Source organism: Syntrophorhabdaceae bacterium, from assembly GCA_028698615.1.
Classification (GTDB): domain Bacteria; phylum Desulfobacterota; class Syntrophorhabdia; order Syntrophorhabdales; family Syntrophorhabdaceae; genus Delta-02.
This window is the reverse complement of sequence record JAQVWF010000012.1, coordinates 40,388-58,316: the sequence shown is the minus strand read 5'-3', so window position 1 is coordinate 58,316 and position 17,929 is coordinate 40,388. Positions and strand designations below refer to the sequence as shown.

At 55.2% G+C, this 17,929-nt stretch carries 19 protein-coding genes; all 19 read right to left on the bottom strand.

Annotated elements, in window-relative coordinates:
• Window positions 1–7 precede the first annotated feature (7 nt).
• Window positions 8–1,855 carry a HEAT repeat domain-containing protein gene (locus PHC90_06530; protein ID MDD3846003.1) on the bottom strand — a complete coding sequence of 616 codons (1,848 nt, stop codon included), beginning with the start codon at window positions 1,853–1,855 and terminating at the stop codon, window positions 8–10.
• Complete coding sequence (locus PHC90_06525; protein MDD3846002.1) at window positions 1,852–2,880, bottom strand: chemotaxis response regulator protein-glutamate methylesterase; 1,029 nt, start codon at window positions 2,878–2,880, stop codon at window positions 1,852–1,854. The genes PHC90_06530 and PHC90_06525 overlap by 4 nt, the downstream gene beginning before the upstream one ends.
• The gene (locus tag PHC90_06520) at window positions 2,858–3,757 is read right to left on the bottom strand and encodes an HDOD domain-containing protein (GenBank protein ID MDD3846001.1); all 900 of its coding nucleotides are present in this window, start codon (window positions 3,755–3,757) and stop codon (window positions 2,858–2,860) included. The genes PHC90_06525 and PHC90_06520 overlap by 23 nt, the downstream gene beginning before the upstream one ends.
• A gap of 37 nt (window positions 3,758–3,794) precedes the next feature.
• On the bottom strand, window positions 3,795–4,538 hold the full coding sequence (locus PHC90_06515; protein ID MDD3846000.1) for a FliA/WhiG family RNA polymerase sigma factor: 744 nt from the start codon (window positions 4,536–4,538) through the stop codon (window positions 3,795–3,797).
• A complete protein-coding gene (locus PHC90_06510) occupies window positions 4,535–5,278 on the bottom strand; it encodes a MinD/ParA family protein (protein MDD3845999.1) in 744 nt (247 codons plus the stop codon). Before PHC90_06510 ends, PHC90_06515 begins: the two co-directional genes overlap by 4 nt.
• Entirely contained in the window at window positions 5,272–6,318 is a 1,047-nt protein-coding gene (locus PHC90_06505; protein ID MDD3845998.1) for a hypothetical protein, read from the bottom strand. The genes PHC90_06510 and PHC90_06505 overlap by 7 nt, the downstream gene beginning before the upstream one ends.
• Window positions 6,308–8,365 carry a flagellar biosynthesis protein FlhA gene (gene flhA / locus PHC90_06500; GenBank protein MDD3845997.1) on the bottom strand — a complete coding sequence of 686 codons (2,058 nt, stop codon included), beginning with the start codon at window positions 8,363–8,365 and terminating at the stop codon, window positions 6,308–6,310. Before flhA ends, PHC90_06505 begins: the two co-directional genes overlap by 11 nt.
• Entirely contained in the window at window positions 8,366–9,430 is a 1,065-nt protein-coding gene (flhB, locus tag PHC90_06495; protein MDD3845996.1) for a flagellar biosynthesis protein FlhB, read from the bottom strand. It lies immediately after the preceding gene.
• A 3-nt stretch (window positions 9,431–9,433) separates the two neighbouring features.
• The gene (gene fliR / locus PHC90_06490; protein ID MDD3845995.1) at window positions 9,434–10,207 is read right to left on the bottom strand and encodes a flagellar biosynthetic protein FliR; all 774 of its coding nucleotides are present in this window, start codon (window positions 10,205–10,207) and stop codon (window positions 9,434–9,436) included.
• On the bottom strand, window positions 10,208–10,477 hold the full coding sequence (gene fliQ, locus PHC90_06485) for a flagellar biosynthesis protein FliQ (GenBank protein MDD3845994.1): 270 nt from the start codon (window positions 10,475–10,477) through the stop codon (window positions 10,208–10,210). It lies immediately after the preceding gene.
• Window positions 10,478–10,486: 9 nt separating this feature from the next.
• Complete coding sequence (fliP, locus tag PHC90_06480; protein ID MDD3845993.1) at window positions 10,487–11,233, bottom strand: flagellar type III secretion system pore protein FliP; 747 nt, start codon at window positions 11,231–11,233, stop codon at window positions 10,487–10,489.
• Window positions 11,230–11,508 carry a flagellar biosynthetic protein FliO gene (locus PHC90_06475; GenBank protein ID MDD3845992.1) on the bottom strand — a complete coding sequence of 93 codons (279 nt, stop codon included), beginning with the start codon at window positions 11,506–11,508 and terminating at the stop codon, window positions 11,230–11,232. Before PHC90_06475 ends, fliP begins: the two co-directional genes overlap by 4 nt.
• Window positions 11,508–11,828, bottom strand: a complete 321-nt coding sequence (gene fliN / locus PHC90_06470) for a flagellar motor switch protein FliN (GenBank protein MDD3845991.1) — start codon at window positions 11,826–11,828, stop codon at window positions 11,508–11,510. Before fliN ends, PHC90_06475 begins: the two co-directional genes overlap by 1 nt.
• Window positions 11,829–11,894: 66 nt before the next feature.
• Complete coding sequence (fliM, locus tag PHC90_06465) at window positions 11,895–12,887, bottom strand: flagellar motor switch protein FliM (GenBank protein ID MDD3845990.1); 993 nt, start codon at window positions 12,885–12,887, stop codon at window positions 11,895–11,897.
• A 7-nt stretch (window positions 12,888–12,894) separates the two neighbouring features.
• Window positions 12,895–13,428, bottom strand: a complete 534-nt coding sequence (locus PHC90_06460) for a flagellar basal body-associated FliL family protein (GenBank protein MDD3845989.1) — start codon at window positions 13,426–13,428, stop codon at window positions 12,895–12,897.
• 245 nt (window positions 13,429–13,673) lie between these two features.
• Window positions 13,674–15,281 carry a flagellar hook protein FlgE gene (locus PHC90_06455; GenBank protein ID MDD3845988.1) on the bottom strand — a complete coding sequence of 536 codons (1,608 nt, stop codon included), beginning with the start codon at window positions 15,279–15,281 and terminating at the stop codon, window positions 13,674–13,676.
• A 17-nt stretch (window positions 15,282–15,298) separates the two neighbouring features.
• A complete protein-coding gene (locus tag PHC90_06450; protein MDD3845987.1) occupies window positions 15,299–15,916 on the bottom strand; it encodes a flagellar hook capping FlgD N-terminal domain-containing protein in 618 nt (205 codons plus the stop codon).
• Window positions 15,917–15,925: 9 nt separating this feature from the next.
• Complete coding sequence (locus PHC90_06445) at window positions 15,926–17,239, bottom strand: hypothetical protein (protein MDD3845986.1); 1,314 nt, start codon at window positions 17,237–17,239, stop codon at window positions 15,926–15,928.
• A gap of 251 nt (window positions 17,240–17,490) precedes the next feature.
• On the bottom strand, window positions 17,491–17,919 hold the full coding sequence (fliJ, locus tag PHC90_06440) for a flagellar export protein FliJ (protein MDD3845985.1): 429 nt from the start codon (window positions 17,917–17,919) through the stop codon (window positions 17,491–17,493).
• Window positions 17,920–17,929: the final 10 nt, after the last annotated feature.

Genomic DNA, 17,929 nt, shown 5'->3' with positions numbered 1-17,929 from the left:
CCGGTTCCTATACACTCTGCATTTTGTTCATAACCATTTGGGCCGCGGACCTGATATCGTCATTCGCGCTATCCACGAAAGGCCGAATACAGTCCATGGCACGGGCATCACCCAGGTCGGCAAGCGACCGGATGCACCCTATCGTAATGAGCCCATTGCCGTCCTCAAGACCCCTGACAAATATATCGAAGAGCGCCGGGTCCTTGAATGCGCCAAGTGCGGACAGCGCGTAATACCGCGTCCACATGCCCTTGCCCTCGTCCGCGAAGATCACGACGAGCCTGTCCCTGAAGCGGTTCAATCTCTTGTCCTTGACGACCTTGAACACCTCATGGGGTATATCGTCGCCCATGAGCGTCTTTTGAATAAGTTCCATGTAGTTCTCGTCGTCGGCGAAGCTGCCGAGAACACTGATGGTACTTCTGCGCACACCCTCGTCCTCATCGAACAGGAGTCGGGTGACGAAGGGCAGGTTCTCTTCCCCGCCGACGAGACTGGCTGCTGCGAGATACACTTTCTTGTCCTCCACGGAGCCCCTGTCGACGAAGGCAGAGATCATTTCCATCGCCAGGGCGGGGTCGAGACGGATAAGTGTCTTCAACGCCTTTACCCTCACATCGTAAAAGTCCTCCCCGAGAATACGAATGATGTCCTCTTTGAGATTCATGAGCCTCAAATCGCCCACGGCCTCAACGGCGAACCCCTTGATGTGGCCGTCCGTGTCTTTCAGTGCCTCCTTGATGATGGAACACCCATTGCCGTCGATGACAGCGGGAACGTTCATCACGATCTCCCTTTTCAATTCCACGGGCGCACTAAGGAAGCGTTTCAGAAGGGCCTCCTCCTCAACCTTTACCCCCGTCATTTTGCATGACCTGATAAGGGGAAGAAGATTCGCTTCGTCGAGCCCCATATAGCCGGCAACCTCGCCCGCCCATATGTCGCCAAGTGATGCAAAAAGCCCGAGGACCGTGTCGTAGTTCTCGTCGTCCGGCTCCATGGCTTTGAGGACATCGAGAACGGCCCTGCAGGTCTCCGGCGTTCTGAAATGGGTCAGCATGCGGACGATCTCTATGGGACGGTGCCTGTTTTCGGCAACGCTGTCAAGAAGGTGCTCGAAGAGTTCGTCCCCTATTTTTTCCTTCAGCCTCTCGAATGTGTGCTCGTTGCCTTTTTCGAGCACGACCTTCAGGTAGGCGCTCCTTTTTTCCCTGTCCCATCCCTTCAGCACATCGAATATCTCGTCGAGTATGGCGTCGTCGCCGTACCCGACGAGTACCTCGCAGGCGACACCCGAGAGTTCTTCGCCGCTCTCCCTGAAGAATTGAAGGATCCGGGGGACAGCCCTGGGGCTTCTCGTCCTTCCCAGACTCAGGATGGCGGAAAATGCTATCCATTCCTCGTCCTTCAAGGCGTCGAGGAGGGCCTCCACGGCCTCATCGTCGTCGAACTCACCGAGAGCCATGCAGGCGGCGTTTCGCACATTCTCCGCATCATCGCGGGATTTTTTCACGATTATGGGTATGGAGCGCGGGTCCCTGAGGACGGAAAGGACCTCACAGGCATATACCCGTATATCCTCATTGTCGTCTTCAAGCATTCCGATGACGCCGTCGAGATGAGTGCTTCCGATCTCCTTGAGAACGTCGAGCACGGCCATCCTGACGGGCGTGTTCTTCTCCTGGAGAAGAGGGATGATCTGTTCCACCACTTCTTTTCCCGGGGACGCCACGAGTGCATCGATGGCCTTCTCTTTTTCGAAATTGTCACCATCCCTGAGAAGGACTATGAAGCTCTCCAGCTCTTCCCCGACAGGGTTCCTGCTCCGGGCATTCTCTTCTTTCTGCGTTCTCATAGCACCCTCATGATCTCTTCCGATATTTTGTCTATGGGCAGCACGGCATCGGCCAGATTGGCCGTTATCACGGCCCTGGGCATGCCGAAGACCACGCATGTCTCCTCGTCCTGGGCCACGATGTATCCACCCTTCGCCCTCATCTCCCTCATCCCGACAAGCCCGTCATTACCCATGCCCGTCAGGATGACACCGAAGGACTGCCTTTCATAGGCCTCCGCCGTCGTGCCCATGAGAAGGTCGACGGAAGGCCGGTAGATATACCGGGTGCCGTCGGTGAACTGGACAAAGACGCTCTTCCCTCTTCTTCTGACGGCCATATGTGCGTTCCCCGGGGCGATGTAAGCAACACCGGCTTTCAGGGTCTCCCCGTCCTCGGCTTCCTTCACCTGCAGCTGCGACACGGTGTCGAGCCTCTGTGAAAAGGACTGGGTAAATATCTTGGGCATGTGCTGGGCGATGACCACGGGCACGGGAAAGGCCCGGGGAAGCCTTGTCAGGATGTGCTGCAGAGCCGGAGGCCCGCCCGTGGAGGCGCCGATGGCCAGGATCTCGTGGCGGATATTCTGGTCGGCCCTGATGACGGCGGGCTTCTGCTTGATATCCAGCTTGCGAAGGAGAAACCTTACCTTGTTCTTTGCAACGTTCTTCACCTTCGTGATCACTTCCGTTTCCTTCGAGGAAAAGGAGCCGCCTATATTTGTGAAATCCTTGGTGATGAAATCACAGGCGCCAAGCTGCAGGGCCTCCATGGTGATCTCGGCCCCCTCCCTGGTCAGGGCGCTCATGATGATCACAGGCACAGGGTCTTTCGCCATGATCTTTTTCAGGGCCTCGATGCCGTTCATGATGGGCATCTCCACGTCCATGGTGATGACGTCGGGCTTCAGGGACTCGACCTTTTCGAGGGCGTCCTTGCCGTCAACGGCAGTGCCTACGACCTCGATGGACGTGTCCCTCGACAGCATCCTTGATATCGTCTTTCGCATCACCAGCGAATCATCAACAATCAGTACCCTGATCATCCTTGTCTTCTCCTGTGCATGACAGCAAACCCCGCGCATTCTTCATGAGAGCGTACACGCCTTCATAAAGATCCAGTTCCTGCGCGAGCGACACTTTAAGGCCCATTTGCTCGACGAGAGGAATGAAGTCTCTGTTATTATTAATAAATTCATCCAGACTTGCGAAATTATCGCTTAGATCGACCTTTTTTGCAAACCTATTTCCCGCATCGATGAGCTTCGCACTCCATATATTCTCAGCGGCTCTCCGGGGAGAGTGATGATGCATGACCCCATCCGTAACCGATTGAGGTATGTTCCACATGGTCAAAAGGCACGCTCCGATCATGCCGTGATCGCAGGAGAGCACCTCTTCCTCCGCCTGCGTCCATGCACAGCCCCCATTCCTCACGAGGGCGCTTATTGTCTTCCATTCCTCGTTGAAATACCGGTATATGATGATGGCGCCGATATCATGCATGAGACCGCCGATGTAGACGGCGTGCTCCTCCCCCACGTGAAGGGTACCGCTCATGACCTTCGATGCTATGCCGCATATCATGGAGTGGCGTACGAACTTTTCCCTGTCGAGGCCGCCTTCGCCCCCCATCATGGAAAGAAAAGGCATATGAAGGATGATCTGGGAAAGCTGTTCCAGTCCGACTATGGCGATGGCGTGCTCGATGGACGTGATCTTGCGGAAGTTGCGGGTTCCAAAATAGGCGGTGTTGGCAAGACGCAGTACCTCACTCGCCATCGACGGGTCCATGGTCCTCGCCAGGTCCCCGGCGGAGCTCATCGGATCCTCTATGACACTGATGACCTCGGCCATGACCTCCGGGAAGGTAGGCAATACATCTATTTTCCTGAGTCTCTTCAGAATCTCTTCGCGTTCCATAATAGTCAGAGATATTATCGGTAGCTCAGGAGAAACCTTAATTACGAAGGAACTTCTTCATGGAGACCCTCATGTTCAGGATCGCCTGGGAGTGTATCTGGCACACCCGTGCCTCGGTAATGCTCAGGACGCGGGCGATCTCCTTCATGTTCAGGTCCTCGTGGTAGTAGAGGCTCAGAACATAACGCTGCCTCTCAGGCAGCTTGTCGAACTCTTTGGCCATTATGCCTTCCAGCTCCAGGGCCTCGGCACATTTCTCCGGGTCGTCGCCCTCTTCCGTGACGTAGCGCATTATCCTGTCGCGGTCTTCCCCGAGCAGTTCGTGGAGGTCCTCCATGCTGAGGACCGAGAGGTTCCCGTAGTTCTTGAGCATCTTGAAATAGTCCTCGAGTCTCATTCCCAGCGCTTCGGCCACCTCCTCTTCCTTTGGCAGCCTGCCGAGCTTGTTCTCCAGCTTTCTGACGACTTCATTGATCTTCTTCGATTTTGACCGGGCGCTTCTCGGAAACCAGTCGCGGGAACGCAGTTCGTCTATCATGGCACCGCGTATCCTGAGGTAGGCAAAGGTGTTGAGCTTGGCGCCCTTCGTGGCGTCGTACTTCTCCATTGCCTCCAGAAGTCCCACGATGCCCGCGGAGATGAGGTCTTCTATGATCGCGTCATCTTCGTACCGCCTGGAGACCTTGTAAGCCAGGTGCTTGATTATGGGTATGAACTCGTCGATGGTCCTTTCACGTTCGTCTTTGAATGTTGTCGCGTATCCTTTTTTCCATGTCATCATGACACCAACCTGTCGCATATTTTTGCAAGCGCACGAGTAGCAACAGCATCGGGAAAACGCTCGGCCCACAGTTTCTGTTTCCTTGTGGCCATGTTCACGTGCTGATCGTGCGGGATGTAACCGAAATAATTGAGATAGACATCGAGAAACCTGTCGGTGACGCCTACCACGCTCCTGAAGAGTTCGAGCGCCTCTCTCTCTTCCCTGACCATGTTGACGATGATATTGAAATCCTTCCTGCCCGTCTTTGTGCTCAAAACCTTGATCATGGCGTAGGAATCGGTGATGCTTGCCGGGTCCGGCGTGACCACGACAAAGATATCATGGCTCATCGAGTTGAAGTAGAGCACGTCGGACGATATTCCCGCGGAGGTGTCGACAATGAGAAAATCGTGCTTCGGCAGCGTACTCAGGGAGTTCATGAGGACCGCCCTTTCATCCTCACTCAGGTGGGAGAATTCGCTCACTCCCGAAGTGGCCGGGATGATCCTTATGCCGCAGGGCCCCTCGAGGATGACATCGCTGATCTGGCGTGAACCGTCGATAACGTCGCGGACGTTGAACTTCGGCACCATACCGAACATGATGTCGATATTCCCCAGCGAAAGGTCGGCGTCGAGAATGAAGGTGGACCTGTTCATGCTTCCCAGAAGATAGGCCATGTTAGACGCTATCGAAGACTTGCCCACTCCTCCCTTTCCGCTCGTTATCGTGATCGTCCTGCTTCCGTTGTCTACCATGCCTTCCCCTCGATGAGTATTCTGCCGAATGTTTCCTGGTCCGGGATCACGATGTCTCCGATACCGACTCCCCTGGTCAGGGCCGCAATGGGCCTTGATAGCCTCAGGATACTGTTGCACAGGTGGCCGAGGCGCTCCTCCTCGTCCAGTTTTGTAAAGATAAGTCCCGCGATGGATGTCCCGTCCATGATGCTGAGGTAATGTTCCAGCGTCTCATCCCTCGTTCCCGCCGGGAAAACTGCAAGCTTCTTCATTCCCCGAAGGTTGTCGACCACCTCTCCCTGGTAGGTCAGGTGACCCGTGATGTCGATGAGCTTCTTGCCGTCTCCCTCGTTCGCCTTACGGCGAAGGTCTTCTATGCTCGTAGCGAACTGGAAAGGGATCGCCGTCTGTTCCGAGAAGGCGCGGAGCTCTTCATATGTGCCTCTTCTTACGGGGTCAAAGGCAATGATAGAAGGATGGAGATCCCGTCCATGCATGAGCCTGGCCAGCTTCTTGGTTGTTTCCGTCTTTCCCGACCCCGTGGGTCCGATAAGAAGCAAAGATTCATCGGCCGTCATAGCGTTGCACAGGGCAATTCGTTTGCCGAGTTTGGCCTTCAGGAAAAAGAGGGCTTTGGTGCTGTTATCCGCGATGGCCCCTATCTCCGCAAAAACATCGGAGAGAAGGGACATGGAGGTGTGCCTGTCAAAGCCGGCCCTCGCCATCCTGTCATGAAGGATCTTCAGCGGCATCGGGTATGCCTTGAGCCTGTCGACGAACATGTCCGTTTCGATGGAAACGAGGCGCTCCGTAAGATACCGTGCCGCATCGCTCCAGATGGCCTCGGTCTTCTTCCTGATCTCCCCGAGGTCTGTCTCCATGGTGGTGGCGGGATCGTTCTCCACCGCTATGGATATCTCGCAGCCCTTCTGTGTCCAGCCGTTGCCGTTGTGGTTGTTCTGCTTGATGTCCATGATGATGGTATCGGGGCCGAACTGCTCCTTGATGACATCCATACCCCTGCGAATATCGTCGAAAGTATAGGTCTTAACCTTCATTTATTCTTATGACCCCCACTGATTGGATCCTTATCTGAGGCGGTATTTCGTTATGGGAAATGACTGTTATACCCTGGATGTACCTGTCAAGGAACCTCCTGAGCCGTCCCCGCAGGATCGGGTGAACAAGAAGAACGGGCTGATAATTCTGGAGCATCGCCTTTTTGGCCTCATTTCCGATCTTCTCTATCAGCTTCTGGCTGAAACCCAGGTCAAGAGCGAGAACCGAGCCCTGGTCCGTCGGCTGGACGCTGCCCAGAAGCCGCTCCTCAAGGGTCTTCTCGAGGATGTGGATATTGAGGATGCCATCCACCAGGTACGGTTTGAGGATGCTTCGCGCCATTTTCTGACGAACATATTCGGTGATGATATCGGGGTCTTTCGTTGATGACGACGCATCCGCTATCGCCTCGAGAATGGTTATGAGGTCGCGAATGGACACCTGCTCGCGAAGCAGGTTCTGGAGGACCTTCTGGACAACACCCACGTTCACCTGGTTCTGCGAGATCTCCTCGATCACCTTCTGGTGCGTCGGGGCAACGTTATCGATGAGCTTCTGGGTCTCCTGCCTCGTCAGGAGCTCATGGGCATTGTTCCTTACAAGTTCCGTGAGATGCGTCGCGATGACCGTCGGATGATCGACGACGGTAAACCCTTCCGATATGTAGGTGTCGCGGTCCTTCTCGGCTATCCAGTAGGCATCAAGATTGAAGACCGGCTCCTTTGTGGGGATGCCGTCGGCCGGTCTTTCCTTTCCCTCCGGTCCCATGGCAAGCAGATTACCCGAAATGAGGCTCCCCCGACCCATCTCTATTCCCTTGAGCAATACCACGTATTCTGACGCGCCGAGCTGCAGGTTGTCCCTCAGTTTCATCGGCGGGACGACGATGCCAAGCTCCACGGCTATCTGTTTGCGGATGGCCCGTATCTTGTCGAGAAGCTCGCCGTTCTGCTCGGCGTCGACGATGGGAATGAGGCCATAGCCGATCTCCACTTCCAGTATCTCGAGAGGCTGGATGGTCTCCGCCCTCTCCCTCGATTCCGTGGAAGCCTCGGGGACAGCGGGCAGTTCCTCCTCGGGCGCCTTTTTCATGACGTGGCTGACGCCGTAGGTAATGGACGAGAGTATGAGAAAGGGCACCAGCGGGATGCCCGGGACCATGCCGATGGAGAGGATTACGAAGGAGGCGAGCATAAGGGCCCTGGGCTGGGTGGAAAGCTGGGAGACGACGTCGCTTCCCAGGTTGGATTCGCTCGCCGCCCGTGTGACGATGATGCCTGCCGCCGTGGATGTGAGGAGTGCCGGTATCTGGGCGACAAGCCCTTCGCCTATTGTCAGGAGCGTGTAAACGGAGAGAGCGTCGTTGATGCTCATCCCCTTCTGCACGACGCCGATGACCAGGCCGCCTATGATATTGACGAAGATGATGATGATCCCGGCAATGGCGTCGCCGCGGACGAACTTGCTTGAACCATCCATGGCGCCGTAGAAGTCGGCCTCCATCTCCACCCGTTCCCTGCGCTTGCGGGCCGCCGTATCGTCGATGAGGCCGGCGTTCAGATCGGCGTCGATGCTCATCTGCTTTCCCGGCATGGCGTCAAGGGTGAAACGGGCGGCCACCTCGGCAACCCTTCCCGCGCCCTTCGTGATAACCACAAAGTTGATGATCATGAGGATGAGGAAGACGACGGCTCCGACGACATAGTTGCCGCCGACGATGAAGCTGCCGAAACCCTTGATGATCTTGCCTGCCGCCTGTGCGCCCTCGTCGCCGTGAACGAGGATGAGCCGCGTCGAGGCAATGTTCAGAGAGAGACGGAATAGCGTCACGATGAGAAGTATCGACGGGAAGACTGAGAAATCAAGGGGTCTCTTGATGTACATGGCAATGAAAAGAATGACCAGCGAGATGGATATGCTCATCGACAGGAAGATATCAATGAAGAAACTGTTGAGAGGAACGATCATTATCATGATGACGAAAACGACACTCACGGCAATGAGCATGTCGCTTTTGCTTTTCAGGCTGGCACCCATCGCACCCATTTACAGTGACCCCCTCCCTTTCCTTTTGAAGATGCCCGCCAGGAGCTCGGCCACGATGAGATAGAACTTCTCGGGTATGTAATCGCCCACGTTCACCGCGTGATAGAGACCCTGCGCCAGCGGTTTGTTCTCGACGAGAGGCACCCGGTGCTGGGCCGCCACCTCCTTTATCCTCAGGGCCACAAACCCTGCTCCCCTGGCAACGACCTTCGGCGCGGGCATTTCATGCGCCCTGTATTTCAGGGCCACGGCGAAGTGCGTCGGGTTCGTCACGATCACATCGGCCGTCTTCACATCGTCCATCATCCTGCGGCGGGCCATCTCGCGCTGAAGGTTGCGGATCCTCCCCTTGACAAGCGGGTTGCCCTCGCGTTCCTTGTGCTCCTCCTTGACCTCCTGCATCGTCATCATCATGGATTTCTTGAAGTCCCACTTCTGATAGGCGAAATCGAGGGCCGCCAGAAAAAGGAAGATGATCCCGATCTTGAGGGTCAGGCTGAATGATGCCTGTCCCAGAAAACTGACGATCGTGCCCGGATCCTGGCCGGTGAGACCGAAGATGACGGGCATCTGACTTACGATGAGACTGCGTGCCACATAGATGAGAAGGATGATCTTGATGATCGATTTCAGGAGCTCCACAAAGGATTTCTTGGAGACAAGGTTCTTTATTCCCTTGGCCGGGTTCATCTTGCCCATGTCGGGGCTGAGGGCCTCAAAACTCCACATGAACCCCGACTGCATGATGCTGCCGGCAAGCCCGAGAACGGTAACGATGGCGAACACGGGCACCACGATATACCACCACCGGACGAGGGCGAAGGAAAAGATGTCGTACATGTTGCCGGGTCCCACCTCCATGTTGGCGTTCCTGGCAAAATTGGCATACACCTTGAACATCTCCTGGAAGCCCTTGGACACCATGAAATAGAGGAAGATGGTTGAAAAGAGGATGATAATGGAGGTGTTAACCTCGCGGGAGATCGCCACCTTCCCCTTCTTCCGTGCATCCTCCAACCGTTTTTCGGTTGGCTGTTCGGTCTTCTCCTGAAAACTATCCGACATGTCCTATCCCATCATCCGGATAACCCGGATAAAATCTGTTTCAAGCCCCCGGAAGAGGCCGCTAATATTCGGCACGATATAGCCCAGCGACATGCCCAGCATCAAGACCGTTATGAGTATCTTCACGGGTATGGCGTCAACGAAGACATTTGCCTGGGGTATCATCCGCGAGAGCATTCCAAAGGCCAGTTCCACGAGAAAGAGCGTCACGATTATCGGGGCCCCTATCCTGAAGGCCGCCCCGAAGATGCTGCCCGTTGCGCTGACAAGAAAGCCCGCGAGGGAAGAGTGAAGGGTCACGGCGCCGATGGGCAGTTCCCGAAGACTGTAGGCTATCCCCTTGATGACCATGTGGTGCGCGTCGATGACGAAGAATATCAGGAGGGCGATGAGGTTCTTGATCTGTTCCAGGATGGACACCTGCTGCTGGGAATAGGGGTCCATGAAACGAGCAAACCCGAGACCGGCCTGCAGGGATATGATCTCACCGGACATGCTGGCCGAAACAAAGACGAGGCGAACGATGAAGCCGATGGTCGCCCCGACGAACACCTCCTTTGCGCACATGATGAAGAGCATGAAAGAGTCCTGGTGCACAACGACATTCGTCCTGACGATATCGTAGAGAAGGTAGGCGATCATAAGGGAAAGACCGCCCTTGAACATGGCGGATACTGATCGCGAGGTGAAAAGGGGTATCATGAAAAGCACCGCCGCTACCCGGAAAAAGACGAGGAGAAATCTCTGGATCTCGAATGTGATGGCTATGTCCGTCATCTATCTCACGTATAGCGGTATGTTGCTGATGAGATTCACCGTAAAGGAGATGGCGAAATTCATCATCCAGGGGAAAAGAACGATCAGGCAGACGGATATGACAAGGATCTTCGGTACGAAGACGAGCGTCATCTCATGGATCTGCGTGGCCGCCTGAAATATGCTGATGATGAGACCCACCGATATGGAGGCCACGAGAAGGGGCGCCATGAGGATGAGCGTCGATTTAAGGAAGTCTCTGAATATCTGAATAACAAGGTCCTGGCTCATTGAAGTCTCCTATTGAAAACCTTTGATGATCGACCCCACGAGGAGGTTCCACCCATCCACAAGAACAAAGAGCATAACTTTGAAAGGCAGGGATATGAAGATGGGAGGAAGCATCATCATGCCTGCCGATAGAAGGACGCTCGCGACGACCATGTCTATCATCAAAAAGGGTATGTAGAGGAGAAACCCGATCTGGAATGCCCTCTTGAGCTCGCTTATGGCAAAGGCGGGAACGATGACCCGCAGCGGCAGGTCCTTCGGCCCTTCCGGTCTCTTGAGCTTGGCGATGTTCATGAAGAGGGCCAGATCCTTCTCCTTCGTGTATTTGAGCATGAAGGTGCCCAATTCCCTGGTGGATTTGTCCATAAACTCCTCGAAACCGATCTTGTTGGCAAGATAGGGCTTGAGCGCCGCTTCGTTGACCCTGTCGTATGTCGGGGCCATGACGAAAAGGGTGAGGAAGAGGGAAAGACCGACCACCACCTGGTTTGGCGGAAGCTGCTGTATGCCCATTGCCTGCCGCAGGAAAGACAGGACGATGACGATGCGGGTAAAGGAACTCATGAGAAGAAGAATAGCCGGGGCGAAGGCAAGTACCGTCAGCACTATGACGATGTTGATGAGATTCCGTCCGCCGTCGGCTCCGACGAGGGAATTGAGCATGTTCACCGACGCGGCCTTGTCCGCCTTTGCCGAAACAACGGCGGGCAATGCGACGAGGGAGAGGACGATGCATATCACCACGAGGTATTTCATGAACTCTCCCCTTGCTGCTTGTGCCACTTCGCGAGAAGAGTTATCTCCTTGTCCCCTGCTCCGATCACGAGGACATGGTCCCTGACCTCGACCACGGATATGAATTTCCTGGGCGCGAGGTAAATGGTGTCGACTTTCTTGAGGCCGTAATTTGCGGCATCCTTCGGCCTGAACCTGAGGTTCAGTTTGCCGGCGTACCGGGAGAGCAGGTAGATGCCGGCGATCATCCCCGCCATGATGAAGATGACCTTGATCATGCCGAGGTACGTATCCATCAACCAAGCTCCTGGACGCGTTCCTTGGGGGTAAGGATCTCCATGATCCTCACTCCGAGCCGCTCGTTGACGAGAACTATCTCGCCCTTGCCCAGAAGCTTGTCGTTGACGTAGATATCGACGGACTCTCCGGCTATCCTGTTCAGCTCAATGATGGAACCCTTGGAAAGGGCCAGAAGTTCGCCTATGGTAAGTTTCGTCCGGCCTATCTCGACGGAGATCTCCACGGAGATGTCGAGAAGGCTATCGATGTTCATCTCGAATTTCTTTGGGCCGCCGTTCGCAACGGCGGCGGGTGATTCATTCAAAAGCTCTTCCATTATTCCTCCATGGCCCTGAAACCCCCGTCCGGGGAATGGACCGTCTCACAGCCTCTTTTGCCGCTTCTACTGGATGATGTCATCTATCCTGACCGCTTTACTGCCTTTGAAAACGCCCATCTTTCCGCGAAACTTCGTCTTCTTGTGGATCTCCATATCGACGGCATCATTAACATACCGGTCGACCATCACCACATTCCCGGCGCCCAGCGACGCGAATTCGTGGAGGGACATCTTCTTTCTCCCCAGGATGGCGCACACCTGGACGGGCACGTCCATGATGCGCTCCCGCATCTTTGTCAGCCACTTTTCGCGCATTTCCATGTCCTCGCGGGACGGAGTGGAAATGAGATAGCCCTTTATGCTCTCAAGAACGCCGTAGGGCATGCAGATCTTCATCCAGCTCGTGATGTCCCCGATCTCTATGGAAAACTCGTTGAGGTTGACGATCTCCTCGCGCGCGACCATGGTGATGTAGTTGGGGTTTATCTCGGAACGGGAATATTTGCAGTGTATCTCGTACACGGGCTCCCAGGCCTTTTCCATTTCCACGGAAACGAGGTCGATGAGTTTCTTGATGACGCTGAACTCGATCTTCGTGAACTCCCTGCCTTCGATCCTGGCGTGGGATATCGAGGCGCTTCCGAAGACGGTCTCCAGAACAGAAAAGATAAGCTTGGCATCGAAGATCACAATGAAAAAGCCGTTGAGATTCTCTGTCACGACAATGTTCATGTTCGTGGGCAGGGGAAGTGTCTTTATGAATTCGCTGTATTCCACGTACTGAGCCGGCGCGGGACCCACTTCGATCTCACGCTCCATGAAAAGGGAGAGGGCCGACCGGAAGGATTTGGAGAACCTGTCGTATATGAACTCCAGTGCCGGCAGCCTTTCCTTCTTGCCCTTCGTGAAACGGACAAAATCGAAATCGGCCACTGCCTTCTCTTCGGCTGCCTGTTGTATTGGTTCCTCGGGGGGAGCGCTCTCCGTCAGGATCTCGCCTTCCGATATGCCCCCGAGCAGAGCATCGATCTCAGCCTGTGAAAGAACCTGGTCCATCAATACCTCACTGGATTATAATGTCCGTGATATACACGGCCTTCAGTTCCCCATCGCTCCTGAAAATAGCCTTCAGGCTGTCATGGACCTCTTTCTTGATTGTCTCCCGCTGGTTGACATCCATGAGCACCTCGGCCGCCTTCGCGCCGAATATGAAGAGTATCCTGTCACGGATAACGGGTATTATCTTCTTTGTCTCCTCCATGGCCTTGACGTCCTTGACCTCAAGCCCCAGGGACACCTTTGCGTACTTAGCCTGGCTGCCCGTCAGGTTGAAGACGAAAGGCTCCAGTTGAAGGATAGGCCCCACAGCCTCCTTTTTCGCCGCCGTCTCTTTGGCCGCCGCAGGCTCTTTGCCGAGATATTTGGCCGCTATCTTCTTGCCGAACATGAAGTAACCGCCGGCACCGCCGGCAATGATGAGAACGAAGACAACGAGGAGGATAAGCTTGAACTTGCCCTTTTTCCTGACAGGCTTCTCCTGCTCCTCCATTTGCCCCATTTCCGCAGCATCTGTTTTTTCTTGTCTCTCTTCGGCCATCAGGATTCTCCTTGGAGAAACGAAGAAGCAATAAGTGTGCCAACAAGAAAACGGCTTGACATTACAGGGAAAATAATGATTCAGCCAGCTGCCGCGGGCCACATCGCGTCAGGGAATTGACAGAGAGGCGGTTTCAGCTTTCAGGAAAAACGAAAAGAACGGGTGTCCGGTGCTTCGTGGCAGGAAGACAGGGGTCGGTTTTCCGACCCCTGTCCCTTACTTGAAATTTGAAACCTGAGACTTCTTTATCGTTTGATATTCATAAGCTCCTGCAGAACCTCGTCGGTGGTGGTGATAACGCGGGAATTTGCCTGGTAGCCTCTCTGTGCGATGATCATTTTTACAAACTCCGTAGCGAGGTCCACGTTGGACTGCTCGAGGGAGTTGGCGCTGATCTTGCCGAGGCCGCCTTCGCCGGGAGCATTGGTGTAGGCAACGCCGGAGTCGATGGTCTCTGAATAGAGGTTGCTGCCTTCCTTTGTCAACCCGTTGGGATTGTTGAAATTTGCCAGGGTGATCTGGTAGAGGTTCAGGATCTGGCCGTTGGAGTAGTGGCCGGAGATGACACCTTCGGCACTGACCGTCACGTTCTGGAGGACGCCGGGGGGATAGCCGTCCTGGGTCTGAAAGTTCGTAGTCGAGGCGATGGGGTACTGGGTCGTTGTACCGCCGCCGGAGCCCGAACCGAAAACAAGATCGATCGCCTGGGCCGGGTTGGCACCCTGGGAGAAATCGAAGCTGACGGTTGTCGCGTCGCCGCCGGTTGTCAACGCACCGTTGTTGTTGAATGTGAGGGTACCCCAGCCGGCAAGGTCATTGGCACCGGTCGCGGAATCAGCCGCGTCAAGGTGGGCCATCCACTCCCAGACGCTGGTCTGTGGAGAGGTCGTCTCGTAGGCCTTGCGAAAATAGACCGTTACCACGTGGGGCTGGCCAAGGGAGTCGTATGCCGTGACGGACGATGAATAGTTCGATGTCGTCGTCGGGTTCTTTGTTGCGCTCACATAGTCCGTGGAGAATCCTGTGTAGGCGATCGTCCTCGACGCTCCGTCGGTAAGGGCGGTGTCAGTGATAATGTCAAGTCCCGAACCGCCGATATTGGTGTATGACGTTGCCGCATCAACGAGAGCGGTGTATGTGACCGTGGATCCCGTCGCGGCACCTGTCGGATCCGTAAGATCACATTGTATCGTCAATGTCCCCTGAGTGGCAGGCGCAACCGGGTCTGCATAGGATATCGTGTAGGCACCGGTCCTCGGATACCTGCCCTCGCTCAGAGTCACGCTGGTGACGGTCCCATTGGCCACACCGCTCAATGTCCCCAGGTTGCCCGCCACAGTCGCGTCGGACTGGAGGTTCACGTTCATCCCTATGAACTCGGTGGCCCTTGGTTCGCTGGGGGCCTGGGATATGATGATGTCCGTATCGACGCCATAGGGGGCGTTCGTGGTCCGGTCTATCTGCCGTCCCTGGAGGATATCACCCGCGGGGTTCGTCATGTAGCCGTCAGCGTCAAAACGGAACTGGCCCGCCCTCGTGTAGTAGTTGGTCTGGCTTTCCGAAGACCGGACAATGAAGAACCCTTTACCTCCGATTGCAAGGTCCGTGGACTCGCTGGTGCTTTCAAAGCTGCCCTGGCCAAAGGACGTGTCGACGGAACTCAGCGCCGTGCCCCTGCCGACCTGGCTCGAGCCGGAGGTCCCGTTGATCGACTGATACAGGACATCCTCGAAGGTCGCCCTGCTCCCTTTGAACCCGACGGTATTGACGTTGGCGATGTTGTTGCCCACAACATTGATGGAATTGCTGTTGGCCATCAGACCGCTGATGCCTGAGAAAAATGAGCTTAGCATGGTTGTTTGCCTCCTTTCTAATTCTTGATCGTTGTAACCGAGCTTGCCGTGTATTGGTCCCCATTGCCAGCAACGAGGACGACACTGGTGTCGGTACTTTTCACTCCCGTGACGATCCGGTATGCCGCCGTGGCGCATTCGACGGCGGAACCATTTTTGAACGCGGAGGCCGTCACCTCCACGGTATCGGCGCTCTCGTTCGTGTATGTAAGGGATTCGCCGTTGTTTCTGGTCACTTCCTCCACGCTGCCATCATTGATGTTGGTGATGGAAAAGACCACCTTGTCGTAGTCGGCCGAAGGCGCTGCCGTTATCTCGTCGCCCTGCGAGAGAGTGTTGCCGTCGACGGAGATCTTCTTCCCTATCATGTCGAGAAGATTTCCCGTTTCGATGGTGGTCTCCAGGTCCGCAAGGGAATCGTAGATGTTCTGAAGCCTCTCGACCTGGGTCAGCTGCGCCAGCTGGCTCATGAACTCATTTGTCTCCATGGGATCGAGAGGGTCCTGGTATTTGAGCTGGGTGACGAGCATGTTCATGAAGGCGTTCGTATCGAGAAGCTCCGTGGTTGCCGCTGATGACGTCGTCGAGCTTGTTCCCGTTGTATCCACTGTGTTTGTGACGCTTGTAATAGCCATGGTGCCTCCTTATGCCAGGGTTTCGAAAAAGGAGCCGAAGTCCTGCTGCTCAGCCGTTTCGTTTTCCTCGGCGTCTTGATGCTGTTTCTGCTGCCTCTTCCCCTGCGCGTCCTGGTCGATATCGACATGGATCGTCGTCTGGATGTTCCTGTTCTCAAGGACTCTTGCGATGTCCTCCTTTTGGGACTGAAGGAAATTCATGGTCGTCTCGCTCGTGGTTTTCACTTCAACCGTCACGGAAGACCCTTCATCCCTCAGACCGACAAGGACCGTTTCATTATCATCGATCTTCAGTCTCACCGTCATGTCCATGTTCATGCTCCTGCCGGCGAACTGCTCCGTAAGTTTCTCTATTTTTTCCACCATCATTGCGCCAAAATCATTCTTCACGACGCCTTTCGTCTCCGGCGCGGCCTGGCGGGTACCATGGCGGGATGAATCGTTCTGCTGAATGACAGGATTGTCACCGCTGTCGCGCTCCTCCCCGATCTCCGTGTCCATCGTTTCTTTGACCCGTATGACGATCTTGTCGGGCTCCGTTGTATCCTTCAGTGCTGCTGTCGGGCGGGAAGCAAGGATCGCCCTGTCATCCTTCGCGGCAGCGGGGGTCTCGGCTGCCGGTGCCGCCGCCTGTGTCCCCATTTCCTTCTTCATCGATGGATCCGGCACCACTGCCTTTTTTGCAGCCCTCACAACCTCAACGACAAATGCGGGGGCCTCCTGGTCTTCAGACACACCGGTCTGGGCGGGTCCTTTCGGCGCCTCCGTCTTGATCGCAGACCAGTCCGGCTTTTCGGGCTGTTCAACGGGAACCGCATCCTTCCCGGCGGAAGACGCGTCTGCGGTGCCGCTCTTCCCCGTCCTCCCCTCGAGTTGGAGAAGGACCGATGCAAGACACCCCATGTAGCGGTTCGCGCCTTCCATGTCCTTGTCCTCACAACCCTCTCCGGATTGAGTCGGTTTTGCGTTCGTGTCTTCAGCGCTCTTCAGCTCGACCTCATCGCCGCCGGAGAGGACCTCGAGAACACCGCGGAGAAAGTCGGCTATTGCCTCTGGGTCCACCTCTTCAACGTCCGCAGTGTTGTCTGTGACGACGGGTTGACCTATCGCAGCAATGAGGGAAGAAACGAGAATCGAGATCTCCTCAGGATCCTGGCTCGCTGCTGCGACAGGGCAGGAGCAGACATCCTCCGCCTCGCCGCCTGCGGCCTTGCCGTTATCCGCCGCGACACCCGCGGGCATCGAAGACAACGACATATTCACGGTCCCACCCATCTTCTGCGCAAGTATGTCAAAGAAGGCATTCTGTCCTTCGCTCGACAACCCAGCGTCTCCCTGGGGAAACAACTGCCTCCCCAGTCCGATCAAATTCGTAAACAGGCTATTCAAAAGTTGGCTTTCCATGCCCTTCCCTAAAACAAATTCTGTGCCATGACGTCACAGTCAATAATTTCCAGCTGTTACGGAACACTGGTCGGGATGACAACCCCCATTACCAGGGAAATTATTTCCACGAAGGGGAAATAATTTCCTGCAGGGAGACAGGACGGTCTCAGCTTTCAGGCTAACCGTCTTTACGCTTTCCTGGCTTCGAGTCTCAGGGCTATTTCGTCGAGGAGTTTCTGTTCGCGGCGGTTTTCACTTTTTTTGAAGGCTTTGTTTATCTTTTCCTGGAGCTTGGAGAGCATCTTCAACTCCCGGGCAAATTCATAGAATTCCTGCTGCAGGACATCGATGGTCTCCTGCATTGAGTCCTTTTCGTAAACGAGACTTGATCTTGATACGTCCAGATAGTCGAGATAATCCTTTATCACGGCAAAGTCATTGCCGGAAACCGAACGGGCGGTGAGCCTTGCATAGCTGTCGTCGATCTGTCTGTCAACGGAGGCGATCTCCTGGCAGATGGCGGCCATCTTCGCGGCGGCCTCCTCGATCTCGCGCTCCTTGTCCTTCTTGAGCTTCTCCTTGATCTCGATAATGCGGTCTATGCGCTTGCGGTCCATGACCTATCTT